This window comes from Streptomyces sp. NPDC001137 (assembly GCF_040298885.1).
GTDB lineage: Bacteria > Actinomycetota > Actinomycetes > Streptomycetales > Streptomycetaceae > Streptomyces.
In genome coordinates this window covers 230,969-246,006 of sequence record NZ_JBEPBA010000013.1, presented here as the reverse complement: position 1 = coordinate 246,006, position 15,038 = coordinate 230,969, and the positions used below count along the sequence as shown (strand labels likewise).

Below are 15,038 nucleotides of genomic sequence, written 5' to 3'. Positions count from 1 at the left end.
GCCGGACGACCCGGACGCGGCGCAGGCGCGAACAGCGGCCGCATGCCTTGGAGTCCGGCTCGTTGTCGGAACGCGGACGTAGGGTCGGAGCCGGCTCGCCGAGGCCGTCGAAGGAGTCGACCCCTCCGAGGTGACCTCCCTCGCGGACGCCCTCGACACCTTCCTGGAGATGCCGCTCGACGCCGAACAGGAGGACGACGGGCTGCCCTTCTCCCCGGACGCGCGCGTGCGGTTCGCCCGCCTGGCCGCCGAACTGCGCGACCTGCGCCGCTCCCTGGCCGACCCGCTCATGGACGTCCTGCACCGCGTCCTCGCCGTGACCGGCCTGGAGGTGGAGCTGTCGGCGTCCCCGCACGCCCTGGCCGCCCGCCGCCGCGAGACCCTCTCCAACTTCCTGGACATCGCCGCCTCCTTCGCCGCCGGCGACGGCGAGGCCACCCTGCTCGCCTTCCTGGGCTTCCTGCGCACCGCCGCCCAGTACGAGAAGGGCCTCGACAACGCCCTCCCGGGCGGCGAGAACACCGTGAAGGTCCTCACCGCCCACAAGTCCAAAGGCCTGGAGTGGGACGTCGTCGCCGTCCCCGGCCTGGTCACCGGCACCTTCCCCAGCACACAGGGCCGCGAGAAGTGGACCGCCCAGGGCAAGGTCCTGCCGCACGAACTGCGCGGCGACGCCGACACCCTGCCCGACGTCGACACCTGGGACTCCCGGGGCCTCAAGGCCTTCCAGGAGGCCATGAAGGAACACCAGCACACCGAGGAACTCCGCCTCGGCTACGTCACCTTCACCCGCCCCCGCTCCCTCCTCCTCGGCTCCGGCCACTGGTGGGGCCCCACCCAGAAGAAGCCCCGCGGCCCGTCCGACTTCCTTCAAGCCCTCCACGACCACTGCGCGGCCGGGTACGGCGAGATCGAGGCGTGGGCCGACGAACCCGCCGAGGGCGAGGAGAACCCGGCCCTGCACGCGGCGACCGCCGACCAGGTCTGGCCGCTGCCCCTGGACGAGGCATCCCTGGCCCGCCGCCGGACGGCCGCCGAAACGGTCCTCGCCCACCTGGAGGACCTCGCCAGTCACGAGGGCGGCGCCGCCACGCACGACCCGGACAGCCACGACGACCCGGAGTGGCCCCCACCGCCGGACGACGAGGACCTGCCGCACGAAGAAGGGGACCCGTTCGCCGAAGAGGATCCCTTCGCGCACGAGAACCCGGCCGACTGGGACGCCTGGTCCACGGACCGCCCGACCGTCCCGCACCAGGCGGCCGCCCCGGAGGGAACCGGGAACCAGGACGCACGCCCGCACCCCGCCCCACGGAAATCCGCCGCCGAGCGCCCCCGCGCCGCCGCCCCCACCCGCCTCACCCCGGAGGAGGCCCGCACCCTCGCCTCCTGGGACCGCGACCTCGACGCCCTCACCGGCGAACTCCTGCGCGCCCGGGAGGCCGTCACGGACGTCCCCCTCCCCGCCTCCCTCACCGCTTCCCAGGTGCTCCGCCTGGCCACCGACCCGGACGGGTTCGCGCAGGAACTCGCACGCCCCATGCCGCGCCCCCCACAACCCGCCGCACGCCGGGGCACCCGCTTCCACGCCTGGGTCGAGGCCCGCTTCGAAGAACTGACCCTTCCCATGCTGGAGCCGGAAGACCTGCCCGGCAGCGAGACCGAGATCGCCGACGAACGCGACCTGGAAGCCCTCAAGGACGCCTTCGAGCGCACCGAGTACGCCCACCGCACACCCCACCGCGTCGAAGCGCCCTTCCAGCTGGCCATCGCCGGCCGTGTGGTCCGGGGCCGCATCGACGCCGTCTACAAGGACGACGACGGCGACGGGACGACGTACGAGATCGTCGACTGGAAGACCAGCCGCTCGCGCACCGCCGACCCCCTCCAGCTCGCCCTCTACCGGCTCGCCTGGGCCGAGCAGCAGGGAGTGCCCCTGGAGTCCGTCAACGCCGCGTTCCTGTACGTACGCACTGGTGAGGTTGTACGACCGGAAGACCTGCCGGACCGTTCCGCGCTGGAGCGGCTGCTGCTGGACGAGCCGGCCGCGGAAGCAAACTGTGAGGAACCGCCCACCGAGGATGTCGGTGCGGGCCGATAGGCTCGTGACCATGAGCCAGCCCGTTGACAGTGCCGTCAGCGCCGTCCGTACGTACATCGAGCAGCACCGCGCCGCCTTCCTCGACGACCTCGCCGAGTGGCTGCGCATCCCGTCCGTGTCGGCCCAGCCCGACCACGCACCCGATGTACGACGCAGCGCAGACTGGCTCGCCGCGAAACTCAAGGAAACCGGCTTCACGACCGCAGAGGTCTGGGAGACACCTGGTGCCCCGGCCGTATTCGCCGAGTGGCCCGCCACCGACCCCGCGGCCCCCACCGTCCTCGTCTACGGCCATCACGACGTGCAGCCCGCCACCCGCGAGGACGGCTGGGACAGCGACCCCTTCGAACCAGTCGTCCGAGAGAATCGCCTCTACGCGCGCGGGGCGGCCGACGACAAGGGGCAGGTGTTCTTCCACACACTCGGCGTCCGCGCCCACCTCGCCACCACCGGCCGCACCGCCCCTGCGGTCCACCTGAAACTGCTGATCGAAGGCGAGGAGGAGTCCGGCTCGCCCAACTTCCGCACCCTCGTCGAACAGCACGCCGACCGCCTCGCCGCCGACGCCGTGATCGTCTCCGACACCGGCATGTGGTCCGAGGACACCCCCACCGTGTGCACCGGCATGCGCGGCCTCGCGGAGTGCGAGATCCACTTCTCCGGCCCCGACCAGGACATCCACTCCGGCTCCTTCGGCGGCGCCGTCCCCAACCCGGCCACCGCCGCGGCCCGCCTGGTCGCCGCCCTGCACGACGAGCACGCACGCGTGGCGATCCCCGGCTTCTACGACGGCATCGTCGAACTCACCGACCGCGAGCGCGAACTCTTCGCCGAACTGCCCTTCGACGAGCAGCAGTGGCTGCGCACCGCCAAGTCGTACGCCACCCACGGCGAAGCCGGGCACACCACCCTGGAGCGCATCTGGGCCCGCCCCACCGCCGAGGTCAACGGCATCGGCGGCGGCTACCAGGGCCCCGGCAGCAAGACGATCATCCCGTCCACGGCCATGGTGAAGCTCTCCTTCCGCCTGGTCGCCGGCCAGGACCCCGACCACATCGAGAAGGCCGTCCGCGCCTGGGCCGCCGAACAGATACCCTCCGGGATCCGGTACGAGATCACGTTCGCCGCGGCCACCCGCCCGTGCCTGACACCGCTGGACCACCCCGCGCTGCAGTCCGTCGCCCGCGCAATGGGCCGCGCCTTCGACAAGCCCGTCCGCTTCACCCGCGAGGGCGGCTCAGGACCCGCCGCCGACCTCCAGGAAGTCCTCGGGGCACCCGTGCTCTTCCTGGGCATCTCCGTCCCCTCCGACGGCTGGCACGCACCCAACGAGAAAGTCGAACTCGACCTGCTCCTCAAAGGCGTCGAGACCAGCGCATACCTGTGGACCGACCTCGCCGACACCTGGCGCCATGCACCCTGAGCGCCCCGCGCCGTCCGGAGCGGCACGTCGTGCGGGGCACACTGAAAGGGCCGCCCCGCCCAGCCCTGCCGGATCCGTTCGCCTCCCGCCGTCCGTACCGCCGTACCGCCCGCCGACACAATCCGTTCCACTGGGGGAGTTGGAAGCACCCGTGACCACCTGGACCGACCACACCGCCGACCGCCCCATCTCCCTCACCGCCCCCAGCGGCATCGACCGCGCCGCCCACCACCGCCTCGACGAGGCCTGGCTCGCGGCGGCATGGAGCCACCCCACGACCCGCTGCTTCGTCGTCTCCGGCGGTCAGGTCCTCATCGACGAGACGGCCGACGGCCGCACCGAACTCGTCATGACCCCCTCCTTCGAAGCCCCCCTGACCGAGGCCCACCGCTACTTCCTGGGCACCGACGAGGAAGGCGTCAGCTACTTCGCCCTCCAGAAGGACGCACTGCCCGGCCGCATCGACCAGTCCGCACGCCCCGCGGGCCTGCGCGAGGCCGGCCTCCTGCTGTCACCCCGTGACACCGGCCTGATGGTGCACGCGGTCGGCCTGGAGAACTGGCAGCGCACCCACCGCTTCTGCTCCCGCTGCGGCGAACGCACCGTCATCGCCGCCGCCGGCCACATCCGCCGCTGCTCCGCCTGCGGCGCCGAGCACTACCCGCGCACCGACCCCGCCGTGATCATGGCCGTCACCGACGAGGAGGACCGCATCCTGCTCGGCCGCCAGGTCCACTGGCCCGAAGGCCGCTTCTCCACGCTCGCCGGCTTCGTCGAACCCGGCGAGTCCATCGAACAGTCCGTGCGACGCGAGGTCTTCGAGGAGGCCGGCATCACGGTCGGCGCGGTGGAGTACGTCGCCAGCCAGCCCTGGCCCTTCCCCTCCAGCCTCATGCTCGGCTTCATGGCCCGCGCCACCACCACCGACATCAACGTCGACGGCGACGAGATCCACGAAGCCCGCTGGTTCTCCCGGGACGAACTGGGCGCCGCCTTCGAAGCCGGCGAGGTACTGCCTCCCTACGGCATCTCCATCGCCGCCCGCCTGATCGAGATGTGGTACGGCAAGCCCCTGCCGACGAGGAGCTTCGTCTGAGCCCGACGCCGCGCTGACAGACCCAGGCCCGCACAGCTGTGGGACAAACCACAAGAAGGCGGTTCCTGAACCGACCCAGGAACCGCCCTCCGAACAAAACCGTGCAGCGCCTACGCGCCGATCTTCTGCTTCACCTGCGCCAGCGACGGATTCGTCAGCGTCGAACCATCCGGGAACAGCACCGTCGGCACCGTCTGGTTTCCGCCATTCGCCTTCTCCACGAACGCCGCGGAATCCGGGTCCTGCTCGATGTTGATCTCGTTGTACGCGATGCCCTCACGGTCCATCTGGCTCTTCAGCCGACGGCAGTAGCCACACCACGTGGTGCTGTACATCGTCACAGTGCCCAGCATGTCTCTCGCGCTCCTCAGCTGCTCGGGGATGCTTGGTCGCAGTGATGGAACGTACTTGAAACAGCCACCATTCCCACACGCGGTACCGCGATGGACGTGACGCCTGCCGCATTAGTACGACTGCAGGTACCTGCCTGTGGACAACCACCGCACCCGCCTCCGGCGACCTGGCAGCATGGCCATGTGACAGCAGCAACGCACTCCACGCTCTTCCCGCAGGTACCGGACACCCCCGACGCCGTGCTCGAAGGGCTCGACCCCGAGCAGCGCGAGGTGGCCACCGCCCTGCGCGGACCGGTGTGCGTCCTGGCCGGCGCCGGAACCGGCAAGACCCGGGCGATCACCCACCGCATCGCCTACGGAGTCCGCGCCGGAATCCTCCAGCCCTCCAGCGTGCTCGCCGTCACCTTCACCAACCGCGCCGCCGGCGAGATGCGCGGCCGGCTGCGCCACCTCGGCGCCGCCGGAGTCCAGGCCCGCACCTTCCACTCGGCCGCCCTGCGCCAGCTCCAGTACTTCTGGCCGAAAGCAGTCGGCGGCGCCATGCCCCGGCTCGTCGACCGCAAGATCCAACTCGTCGCCGACGCGGCCGCCGCCTGCCGCATCCGCCTCGACCGCGGCGAACTGCGGGACGTCACCGCCGAGATCGAATGGTCCAAGGTCACCCAGACCGTCCCCGCCGACTACGCCCCCGCCGCCGCCAAGGCCGGCCGCGACACCCCCCGCGACCCGGCCGAGATCGCCCAGCTCTACTCCGTCTACGAAGACCTCAAAAGGGACCGCTCCGTCATCGACTTCGAGGACGTCCTGCTGCTCACCGTCGCCATCCTCCAGGACCGCCACGACATCGCCGACCAGGTCCGCGCCCAGTACCAGCACTTCGTCGTGGACGAGTACCAGGACGTCAGCCCCCTCCAGCAGCGCCTCCTCGAACTGTGGCTCGGCGAACGGGACAACCTGTGCGTCGTCGGCGACGCCAGCCAGACGATCTACTCATTCACCGGAGCGACCCCCGACCACCTCCTCGACTTCCGCACCCGCCACCCCGGAGCCACCGTCGTCAAACTTGTCCGCGACTACCGCTCCACCCCCCAGGTCGTCCACCTCGCCAACGGCCTCCTCGCCCAGGCCCGAGGCCGTGCAGCCGACCACCGCCTCGAACTGATCTCACAACGCGACCCGGGCCCCGAACCCGGCTACGCCGAGTACACCGACGAACCGGCCGAAGCCGAGGGCGCCGCCCGCCGCATCCGCGAACTCATGGACGCCGGCATCCCCGCCGGCGAAATCGCCATCCTGTTCCGGACGAACTCCCAGTCCGAAACCTACGAACAGGCCCTCGCCGACGCTGGAATCCCCTACCAGCTGCGCGGCGCCGAGCGGTTCTTCGACCGCCCCGAGGTACGCAAGGCGGGCGTCGCCCTGCGCGGCGCGGCACGTTTCGGCGGCAACGACTCCCTCCTCGACGACGCCGTCGACCTGCCCTCCCAGGTCCGCGCCGTGCTCTCCGGGGAAGGCTGGACCCCCCAGCCCCCAGCAGGCTCCGGCGCGGTCCGAGAACGCTGGGAGTCCCTCGCCGCCCTCGTTAACCTCGCCCACGACTTCGCCGCCGCCAAACCCGCCGCCACCCTCGGCGACCTCGTCGCCGAACTCGACGAACGGGCCGGCGCCCAGCACGCCCCCACCGTCCAGGGCGTCACCCTGGCCTCCCTGCACTCCGCCAAGGGCCTCGAGTGGGACGTCGTCTTCCTGGTCGGCGTCGCCGAGGGCATGATGCCGATCACCTACGCCAAGACCGACGAGCAGATCGAGGAGGAACGCCGCCTCCTCTACGTCGGCGTCACCCGGGCCCGGGGACACCTTTACGTCTCCTGGTCACTGTCCCGCTCACCCGGCGGCCGCCCCAACCGCCGTCCCAGCCGCTTCCTGGACGGCCTGCGACCGGGCTCCAACGCCACCGCCGGCCGCACCGCGACGAGCGGCGCAGGAGGAGTCGAGCGCGGCTTCACCAGCAGACCGAACGCCGTACCCCGGCGCACCCAGCGCACCCCGGCGCGCTGCCGGGTCTGCGGGCGCACCCTCACCGACGCCGGCGAGATGAAACTGATGCGCTGCGACGACTGCCCCACCGACATGGACGAGGGCCTCTACGAGCGACTGCGCGCATGGCGCGCGGACCAGGCGCAGCGCAGTGGACAGCCCGCCTTCTGCATCTTCACCGACAAGACACTGATGGCCATAGCCGAGGCCGCCCCCGCCGAGGAGGGCGAACTGGCGCGGATCCCCGGGGTCGGCGTACGCAAGCTCAACCGCTACGGCGCCGACGTCCTGGCCCTCTGCGCAGGCCGCGAACCCGGAGAACAGGACGAAGGGGACTGATTCAAACTCGTCGAAAAAATAGTTTGCGCATGCCCCAGCAATCCCCATAGGTTCTTAGCCACGGGGACGGAGGCCTTCTCGGAGGCCCCGATTCCGTGCTCTACTTGCATATCCGTCGGACTGGCTCACCCCCAGTCCCCCGAGACGCCGAGAGGAGGCGATTGAAGTGATCAGCATCAGCACCAGCTCCATCAGCACCGCCAAACTGACCGATCGCTCGGTCGTCTCCGCGTGCATGCTCGGCGCCTCGAACCAGGGCACCGGTCTGTCCGGCATTCGTGCCGGTCGCCTGGCGTCCGCCCCCGTTTCTCTCGCGGTTCTTCCCATCCGCGAGCGCAATGAGCGACCGACCAAGGCACTGGAAGCAGTAGTGGCACAGGCGCAGGCCTATGCCTTTACGGCGGCCGGTGCCGGAAGCCGGAAGCAGACGACCCAGCACCACCTGATGTGGGCCTTCCGTGGGCCAGAACCCTGGAGTGATCCAGCCTGATCGTCGATCAGGCCGGCGCCTTCAGGGCCGCGGAACCCCATCCGGGATCCGCGGCCCTTCTGTTTTCCCCGAACGGGGACGACGGAGCGAAGGGGCCTCGGGACAAGAGCTGAACCCGGTACCAGCCGCCACCCGGTCCAACAGGGCCGGAACGACCAGACGAGGAAGACGAACCGTGCAACTCGAAGCGCACGCCCCGTCCGTACCGCCTTCCGAAACGATCCCCCCGCCCGGCCTCACGGAGGACTCCACCTTGATCCCGCTCACTGCGCTCACCGCGCTCGACGACGCCATCGAGAACCTCGGCGTACCCGTCCCCTGCCGCTCCTACGACCCGGAGGTCTTCTTCGCCGAGTCGCCGGCCGACGTCGAGTACGCCAAGTCCCTCTGCCGTACCTGCCCGCTGATCGAGGCCTGCCTCGCCGGCGCCAAGGAGCGGCGTGAGCCCTGGGGCGTCTGGGGTGGCGAGCTGTTCGTCCAGGGTGTCGTCGTCGCCCGGAAGCGGCCGCGTGGCCGCCCGCGCAAGAACCCGGTCACAGCATGAACATCACCGGAACAATCGACCGCCCCCTCACGAACGACCCCAAGAAGCAGGCCCCGATGAAGCCGTCCACCAACGAGCCCGCCGGCTCCGCGATCGAAGATTTCACCACCACAGGCGCGACGGGCTCGCGTCAGAACAGGACCCGAGAGATGCAACTCCTCCAAGAAGCCCTGGCTCGCGCGCATATGCGCGACCGACTGCATGAGGTCGAGCAGGAACGCCAGGCAGTGCGCCTGGTGAGCGCCCGCCGGATGCAGCGCCGGGCCGAGCGCGCCTCGCGGCTCGCCCGCCGGGCGCTGGCCATGGCGGTCATGCAGTAGCCGATCACACCTGAAGCGGTGGCCTTCCGATCCCGGGAGGCAGTAGCTCCCCGCGGGGGCCGGTCCGTCCGAACGGACCGGCCCCCGCGGTGCGTTGTGCCCGCGATCCGCCCACCGCGGAGTTATCGTCACCGGGTGACGAGTCTTCCCGGAGGCAGTGACGACTCAGGCTCCCCCGCGGAGCCCCAACCCCTGGTGTGCGGCCGCTGCGGCGCCCGGCCGGGAGGTCCGCAGCCCACCTGGACCTGCTCCGTGGAAAACGGCGCCCGCCAGTATTTCTGCGACCGCTGCTCGCGGGAGAACCTCAGGGCGATCGAGGGGCGGTTGGACTCGGCCTGGTGGTGAGGCCGTTCCTCTGGGGGCCTCCCCCCCCGCCCCGCCCCCACCCCCCCACCCCAACCTCCGCGGACGCGCAGCCCCGATCAAGCCTCCGCGGCCGGCTCCTCCTCAGTGGCTTCCTCCAGGGCGAACCCCGGGAGCCACTCCTCCAGCTCCTCGCGCAGCCGCACCGTCGACCCCAGCTGGCACAGCACGCCGATTGTGCTCAATGTCACCCGGTGTATCAGCAGGTACGCCGGTGGCAGGTTCAGCTGCTTGCCCAGCTGGTAGGCGGGGGAGCGGGGATCGGCGATGCGGGCCGCCTGGCTGCGCATCCAGCCGCGGGTGAAGGTGAACTCGTCGGCCCGGGCCGGTTCGATGATCGGCAAGAGGTAGTCGAGCACGGCGCTCGGGTCGAGCTCGATTGATTCCTTGACGAAGCCCTCGGCACAGAGGAGTTCGTAGACGGCCTCCGCCTCGCCGTCCAGGGTCATGCGCAGGGAGTCGCCGATGGGGGCCGGCAGGCCGCCCGGGAGGCGGTCGACCGTGCCGAAGTCCAGTACGCCCAGACGCCAGTCGTCCTCGCCGCCGGGGCCGCCGGGCAGCAGTCGGAAGTTGCCCGGGTGCGGGTCGGCGTGCAGCAGGCCGGTGCGGGCCGGGCCGGAGAAGAGGAAGCGGGCCAGGAGCTGACCGGCCCGGTCGCGCTGTTCCCGGGTGCCGTCCGAGATGATCTCCGAAAGAGGGATTCCGTCGATCCACTCGGTGATCAGGACCTGGTCGCACTGATGGACCACACCCGGCACCACCACGTCCGGGTCGTCCGTGAACTCCTCGGCGTGCGCCTGCTGGGCCTGGGCCTCCAGACCGTAGTCCAGCTCCTCCGAGACACGGTCCCTGAGTTCCGCGATCAGGGGCTTGATGTCCATGCCGGGGATCAGCGGCCCCAGCAGGCGGGCGAAACGGCTCAACTGGTTCAGGTCCGACAGGAGGGCCTCGCCGGCACCCGGGTACTGCACCTTGACCGCGACCTCGCGGCCGTCGTGCCACACCCCGCGGTGGACCTGCCCGATCGAGGCCGCCGCGGCGGGCTTGTCCTCGAACTCGAGGAACAGGTCGGGCCAGTGCTCGCCGAGCCGCTCGCCGAGCACGCGGTGCACGGTGCTGGTCGGCATCGGCGGCGCCGCCTCCTGCAGCTTCGTCAGCGCGGCGCGGTAGGGGCCGGCGACCTCCTCGGGCAGCGCCGACTCGAAGACCGACAGGGCCTGGCCGAACTTCATGGCCCCGCCCTTGAGCTCGCCGAGCACCTTGAACAGCTGCTCCGCCGTGCGCTGTTGCAGCTCGCGGCCGACGATCTCCGCGGACTCTCCGACGATCCGCTTGCCCAGTCCCCAGGTCGCCCGTCCGGCGAAGCCGAGCGGGAGCGCGGCGAGCTTGGCGGTCCGGGTGACCGCCTTGCGGGGAAGATCAGACATGCGCCCTCCAAGTCCCTGCCGGCCTCGCCGCTTGTGCCGTACGGCACAGCTCCTTCGGCGACCGTTGCCCCCTCATTGTCTCGTGTGACTCCTCGTCCTCGGAGGTGTGTTCTCCCTTACCTTTCTCCGCCGCCCCGCAGGGGCATGCCGGATGCGCCCAGACGGGTCGTGCATGCCAGGTCAGAGCGGGCAGGGACACCTCCCAGCGTGCTCCGGCACTCGTCGGGACCCGGCCGTCCAGGAACGCGAGCGCGTGTGCGGCCGCCAGCCCGGCCACCGTCGTGGCCAGCGTCAGGTCGCAGGGCCGCGCCTGGCGGGGTGCGCCGGAGCGCCACTGCGCGACCAGCCGGGGCCAGGCCGGATCCCGGTCGGTGCGGCCCTCGTGCAGACAGCCGGCGCAGCTCGTCTCCCCGGGCAGGACGAGGGGGCCGACGACGCCGGTCGCCTCCACGACGCCGGCGTACAGATGCGGTGTGCCCGAGGCGATGAGGGGTTCGGCTGTGGAAGGGGCGGGGGCGTGGACGGCGACGTCGTCGCGTGGGGCGAGGATCACCAGGGAGAAGCCGGGCTCGCCGTTCGGGGGCGTGGCCGTGTGGTTGCGGCGCGGTGGGCGGTCCGGGGCGGAGCGGCGTACGGCCTGCCGGGCGGCTTCGTCCCTGCGGTCGCCGATGGACTCGGCGGGCAGTCCGCCCGGCGCGATGTCGCCGGCCTCGACGCGGCCGACGTCCCGCACATCGACCTCTCCGATGCCGGCGCCCGCCAGCAGTGAGGCCAGCACCGAGCCGACCCGGCCCGCACCCCGTACCTGCACCCGCAGGGAGCGGCGCGCGGCCAGGCGGCTGATCGCGTCGCCCGGTTCGGTGGTGGTCAGGGTCAGTGAGGCGAGGTCCGGGCGCAGCCTGGCGAGGACGTCCTTCTTGCGGCGCAGGGCGTCGGCGGCCGACCCGCCGCCCTTTGCGTCGTCCAGGAGGCCGGCCCGTGCCAGCCGCTCCACCAGTTTGTCGACATGACCGTCGGGCAGGTCCATACGGCGTCCCTCCTCGCGCAGGAGGGGCAGTCCGCGGGTGCCGTTGAGCAGGTCGAGAAAGCTGCCCGTGGCCGTGTCCACCGGCCCCAGGGTCAGTGCGTGCGCCGGTGCCATTCCGAACTGCACGGTGTTGAGATCGCGCCAGCCGCGCCTGAGCGCGGGCTTCACCAGCGGCGCGAGCGGAACCACTGCTTCCATGACAGGCCCCCGTAGCCCTCGTTGAACATTCCTGTCCGCCGGTGGAGCCCGGTCGGCGGGTGGTCGATGGTCGGTCGACGGTCCGTCGTGGCTGTGCCGGCGGGAACCAGCATGCCCGGACGGGCGGGTGGGTGCCGAAAGTTGTCCACAGGCGGTGGATATTTGTCGTACAAATCAAACGCTTGGTGGCGGATCGAGGCGGAACCGTCCAGGAGTCGGGACTTCCCCCGTGTGCAGCGGGTAACGTCGGGGCGTGCCCGCCGACCCACTGCACCGCGCCGGAATGCCACAGCGCAGCACGACGAGCCAGCCGCCGAGCGGCTCGGGGGCGAGCGCGATCGAGGTCCGCAGGAGCTCCCGTCGACGCCGGACGGTCTCCGCGTACCGCGAGGGCGATCGCACTGTCGTGCTCATCCCTGCCCGGATGTCCGAGGCGGAGGAGCAGCGCTGGGTGACCGTCATGCTCGACAAGCTGGCCGCCCAGGAGAGCAAGCGGGTCCTCGGAGACGACGAGCTGACCGAGCGGGCGGAGCGGCTGTCGGGCCAGTACTTCGACGGGCGCGCGCGGCCCACCTCGGTGCGCTGGGTCACCAACCAGAACACGCGCTGGGGCTCGTGCACCCCGGCCGAAGGCAGTATCCGTCTGTCGCACCGGCTGCAGGGCATGCCCGAGTACGTCGTCGACTACGTCCTCCTCCACGAGCTCGCGCATCTGCTGGTGCCGGGACACGGACCGCGCTTCTGGCGGCTCCTCGAGGCGTATCCGCGCACCGAACGGGCGCGGGGTTACCTCGAAGGGGTGGTCGCCGCGGAACGGTTGCCGCATCTGCCGGGGGCTCGCGGGGAGTGACGGCCGCTGTGGGGCGGTGGTTGTGTACCGGGTCTGTACCGACTTCATCCGGTGTCCGAGTTAGCCGTTAACCTGGCGCGACGCACTCACATTCGGGATGGGGGACGGTCGTTACGCATGGCCAGGGAATTCCAACGCGGCCACAAGGCCAGGATCAGTGACCTCACCGCGGGCACCGATCTGTATGTAGGCGTGCAGATCAGCGGCCCCGGGCTGACCTTCGACATCAGCTGCTTCGGTCTTGACGCCGACGAACGGCTCTCGGACGACCGCTACTTCGTCTTCTTCAACCAGCCGAAGTCTCCCGAGGAGTCCATTCAGCTGCTGGGCGCCCAGGCGGGCGACACCGAGTCCTTCCGGGTCACGCTCGACCGGATCCCGGCGCAGATCCAGAAGCTGTCGTTCACGGCGACGCTCGACGGCGCGGGGCAGATGTCGCAGATCGCCCCCGGGTACATCCGTATCGTCGCGGGCGGCGAGGAGGTGGCCCGGTACTCCTTCAACGGCTCGGAGTTCTCCACCGAACGGGCCGTCATGCTGGGCGACTTCTACCTCAAGGACGTGTGGCGGTTCGCGGCCGTCGGGCAGGGCTTCGACGGCGGCCTCGAGGCGCTGCTGAAGAACTTCGGCGGCGAGGTCATGGAGGAGGAGGCACCTGCGGCGCCTGCTCCGCAGCAGCCCCAGACCGGTGCCGCTCCGAGCTTCGCCCCGCCCGCGTTCGGCGCCCCGGCCGCCCCCGCTCCGGCTCCCGCGCCCGCCCCTGCCCCGCAGGGCTTCGCGCCGCCCCCGGCGCCGACTCCGCCCCCGGCGCCCGCCCCCGCGCCGAATGTGCACGCGGCGCCCACCATCGTCGCACCCATGTCCCCGCCCGGTGGCGGCCAGGTGCACCCGCCGGCCCCGGCGCCCGCGCCCTACGGCCAGCCGCCCCAGCAGCCGTACGGCCAGAGCGCACCGCCACCGCCCGGGTACGCCCAGCCCCCGGCTCCGCAGGCCCCGCACGCCCCGGGCCCGCCGCCCGGCTACGGCCAGCAGTCGCCGTTCGGGCAGGTTCCGGGGCAGCAGGCGCCCTACGGCGCGCCTCAGGGCGCCCCCCAGGGCGGAGCCGGGGTGACCGCGGCACTCCAGATGTTCAAGGAGACGCCCACCGGACAGCGCTGGACGCAGCAGAACAAGAAGCTGATCCGTGTCGACCTCGGCATCGGCGGGCAGCCCGTGCTCGCCCGGCAGGGCAGCATGGTGCTCTACCAGGGCAAGGTCGACTTCGGCTACAAGGGCGCCGGCTTCGCGGGCCGGATCGTCGGCAGCGCGACCGGCCAGGAGATGCAGCTGATGCGCTGCACCGGCCAGGGCCAGGTGTTCCTCGCCGAGAACGCCACGCATCTGCACCCCGTCGAGCTCCAGGGGGACGCGATCTGCGTCTCCGCCGAGAGCGTCCTCGCCTTCGACGAGGGCCTCCAGTACGAGGTCCGCCGCATCGAGGGCCACGGCATCCCCGGGGGCGCGCTGTTCACGATGCAGTTCCAGGGCACCGGCACGATCGTCGTCAAGACGCACGGCACGCCCGTGGTGCTGCCGGTCACGCCGACCACGTTCGCCGACGCCAACGCCGTCGTGGCCTGGTCGGCCGCCTCCCAGGTGATCGTCTCCAGCCAGGTCCGCATGCGCCGCAACGCCTACCCGGGCGACACCGGCGAGAGCGTCAACCTGCAGTTCCGGGGCGCGCCCGGCAACTTCATCGTCGTCCAGCCGTACGAGGTCTGAGGGAGCCCGTCATGAACCAGCCACTCGCGGGCTACGCCCCCGCACCCGTCACCGCCCGCATGGAGACCCACGGCGACCACATGCTGAAGGTCGCCATGCAGACCGGGAACGACATCCTCGCGCGCGTGGGCTCGATGATCGCGTACGAGGGTTTCATCCAGTACGAGCCCAACCCGCCGGCCGTCCGCCAGATCGCCCGTGACTGGATCACCGGCGAGGGCGCGCCCCTGATGAAGTGCTCCGGCGACGGACTGCTCTACCTCGCCGACTACGGGGCGAACGTCGTCGTCATCAACCTGGGCGGCGAGGGGATCTCCGTCAACGCCACCAATCTGCTCGCGTTCGACGCGCACCTCACCTGGGGGGTCGAGCGGGTCAAGGGGCTGGCGAAGTTCGCCGGGCAGGGCCTGTGGAACACCAAGATCTCCGGGCAGGGCTGGGTCGCGCTGACCTCCCGGGGCAAGCCGATCGTCGTCGACTGCGGCGGCGGCGAGGACGAGACATACGTCGACCCGGACGCCCTCGTCGCCTGGTCCCCGAACCTCAAGGTGAAGGGCAAGCGCAGCTTCAAGGCGCAGTCGCTGATCGGCCGCGGCAGCGGCGAGGCCTACCAGATGGCCTTCTCCGGTCAGGGCATCGTCGTCGTCCAGCCCAGTGAGGACAGCACCGACCGCCTGCGGTTCCGGGGCTGAGGGGGAGCCAGAGA

General features: G+C 71.2%; 14 protein-coding genes. 11 read left to right on the top strand and 3 right to left on the bottom strand.

The features are described from left to right. Positions 1 to 130 precede the first annotated feature (130 nt). From ABT254_RS26205 to nudC, 3 genes are all read left to right on the top strand, one after another. Complete coding sequence (locus tag ABT254_RS26205; protein ID WP_351474667.1) at positions 131 to 2,101, top strand: PD-(D/E)XK nuclease family protein; 1,971 nt, start codon at positions 131 to 133, stop codon at positions 2,099 to 2,101. Positions 2,102 to 2,111: 10 nt separating this feature from the next. Continuing rightward, positions 2,112 to 3,524, top strand: a complete 1,413-nt coding sequence (locus ABT254_RS26200) for a dipeptidase (protein ID WP_351474665.1) — start codon at positions 2,112 to 2,114, stop codon at positions 3,522 to 3,524. A gap of 151 nt (positions 3,525 to 3,675) precedes the next feature. Further along, positions 3,676 to 4,620, top strand: coding sequence for an NAD(+) diphosphatase (gene nudC / locus ABT254_RS26195; protein ID WP_351474663.1), 945 nt, complete (start codon positions 3,676 to 3,678; stop codon positions 4,618 to 4,620). A gap of 110 nt (positions 4,621 to 4,730) precedes the next feature. Here the strand turns inward: nudC and ABT254_RS26190 are convergent, their stop codons facing one another. Continuing rightward, positions 4,731 to 4,973, bottom strand: a complete 243-nt coding sequence (locus ABT254_RS26190) for a mycoredoxin (protein WP_266959828.1) — start codon at positions 4,971 to 4,973, stop codon at positions 4,731 to 4,733. Positions 4,974 to 5,156: 183 nt separating this feature from the next. Here ABT254_RS26190 and ABT254_RS26185 point away from each other — a divergent pair, with 183 nt between their 5' ends. The 5 genes from ABT254_RS26185 (at position 5,157) to ABT254_RS26165 (ending at position 9,051) form a co-directional block, all read left to right on the top strand. Beyond that, a complete protein-coding gene (locus ABT254_RS26185) occupies positions 5,157 to 7,352 on the top strand; it encodes an ATP-dependent DNA helicase UvrD2 (RefSeq protein ID WP_351474660.1) in 2,196 nt (731 codons plus the stop codon). A gap of 166 nt (positions 7,353 to 7,518) precedes the next feature. Beyond that, the gene (locus ABT254_RS26180; RefSeq protein ID WP_351474657.1) at positions 7,519 to 7,842 is read left to right on the top strand and encodes a hypothetical protein; all 324 of its coding nucleotides are present in this window, start codon (positions 7,519 to 7,521) and stop codon (positions 7,840 to 7,842) included. A gap of 175 nt (positions 7,843 to 8,017) precedes the next feature. Further along, positions 8,018 to 8,386 (top strand): WhiB family transcriptional regulator, encoded by a 369-nt coding sequence (locus ABT254_RS26175; protein WP_010984500.1) that lies wholly within the window; start codon positions 8,018 to 8,020, stop codon positions 8,384 to 8,386. Then, positions 8,383 to 8,706 carry a putative WhiB-interacting protein gene (locus ABT254_RS26170; protein WP_351474653.1) on the top strand — a complete coding sequence of 108 codons (324 nt, stop codon included), beginning with the start codon at positions 8,383 to 8,385 and terminating at the stop codon, positions 8,704 to 8,706. Before ABT254_RS26175 ends, ABT254_RS26170 begins: the two co-directional genes overlap by 4 nt. Positions 8,707 to 8,841: 135 nt before the next feature. Beyond that, positions 8,842 to 9,051, top strand: coding sequence for a hypothetical protein (locus ABT254_RS26165; protein ID WP_351474650.1), 210 nt, complete (start codon positions 8,842 to 8,844; stop codon positions 9,049 to 9,051). A 77-nt stretch (positions 9,052 to 9,128) separates the two neighbouring features. On the opposite strand, the gene ABT254_RS26160 is transcribed toward ABT254_RS26165, so the two are convergent. Both ABT254_RS26160 and ABT254_RS26155 read right to left on the bottom strand, forming a co-directional pair. After that, on the bottom strand, positions 9,129 to 10,496 hold the full coding sequence (locus tag ABT254_RS26160) for an ABC1 kinase family protein (RefSeq protein WP_351474647.1): 1,368 nt from the start codon (positions 10,494 to 10,496) through the stop codon (positions 9,129 to 9,131). Further along, positions 10,489 to 11,721: a ThiF family adenylyltransferase gene (locus ABT254_RS26155; protein ID WP_351474644.1), complete on the bottom strand. Its 1,233-nt coding sequence runs from the start codon at positions 11,719 to 11,721 to the stop codon at positions 10,489 to 10,491. The genes ABT254_RS26160 and ABT254_RS26155 overlap by 8 nt, the downstream gene beginning before the upstream one ends. 253 nt (positions 11,722 to 11,974) lie before the next feature. Between ABT254_RS26155 and ABT254_RS26150 the strand changes: the two genes are divergently transcribed. From ABT254_RS26150 to ABT254_RS26140, 3 genes are all read left to right on the top strand, one after another. Beyond that, the gene (locus tag ABT254_RS26150; protein ID WP_351474641.1) at positions 11,975 to 12,571 is read left to right on the top strand and encodes a M48 metallopeptidase family protein; all 597 of its coding nucleotides are present in this window, start codon (positions 11,975 to 11,977) and stop codon (positions 12,569 to 12,571) included. A 117-nt stretch (positions 12,572 to 12,688) separates the two neighbouring features. Continuing rightward, positions 12,689 to 14,332: a TerD family protein gene (locus tag ABT254_RS26145; RefSeq protein WP_351474638.1), complete on the top strand. Its 1,644-nt coding sequence runs from the start codon at positions 12,689 to 12,691 to the stop codon at positions 14,330 to 14,332. 11 nt (positions 14,333 to 14,343) lie between these two features. Beyond that, positions 14,344 to 15,024 carry an AIM24 family protein gene (locus tag ABT254_RS26140; protein WP_351474636.1) on the top strand — a complete coding sequence of 227 codons (681 nt, stop codon included), beginning with the start codon at positions 14,344 to 14,346 and terminating at the stop codon, positions 15,022 to 15,024. Positions 15,025 to 15,038 lie beyond the last annotated feature (14 nt).

Excerpts from the sequence above, each read along its gene's own strand:
- ABT254_RS26200 (WP_351474665.1), top strand. The coding sequence starts at position 2,112 with ATGAGCCAGCCCGTTGACAGTGCCGTCAGCGCCGTCCGTACGTACATC.
- ABT254_RS26190 (WP_266959828.1), bottom strand. The coding sequence starts at position 4,973 with ATGCTGGGCACTGTGACGATGTACAGCACCACGTGGTGTGGCTACTGC.
- ABT254_RS26170 (WP_351474653.1), top strand. The coding sequence starts at position 8,383 with ATGAACATCACCGGAACAATCGACCGCCCCCTCACGAACGACCCCAAG.
- ABT254_RS26160 (WP_351474647.1), bottom strand. The coding sequence starts at position 10,496 with ATGTCTGATCTTCCCCGCAAGGCGGTCACCCGGACCGCCAAGCTCGCC.
- ABT254_RS26155 (WP_351474644.1), bottom strand. The coding sequence starts at position 11,721 with ATGGAAGCAGTGGTTCCGCTCGCGCCGCTGGTGAAGCCCGCGCTCAGG.
- ABT254_RS26145 (WP_351474638.1), top strand. The coding sequence starts at position 12,689 with ATGGCCAGGGAATTCCAACGCGGCCACAAGGCCAGGATCAGTGACCTC.
- ABT254_RS26140 (WP_351474636.1), top strand. The coding sequence starts at position 14,344 with ATGAACCAGCCACTCGCGGGCTACGCCCCCGCACCCGTCACCGCCCGC.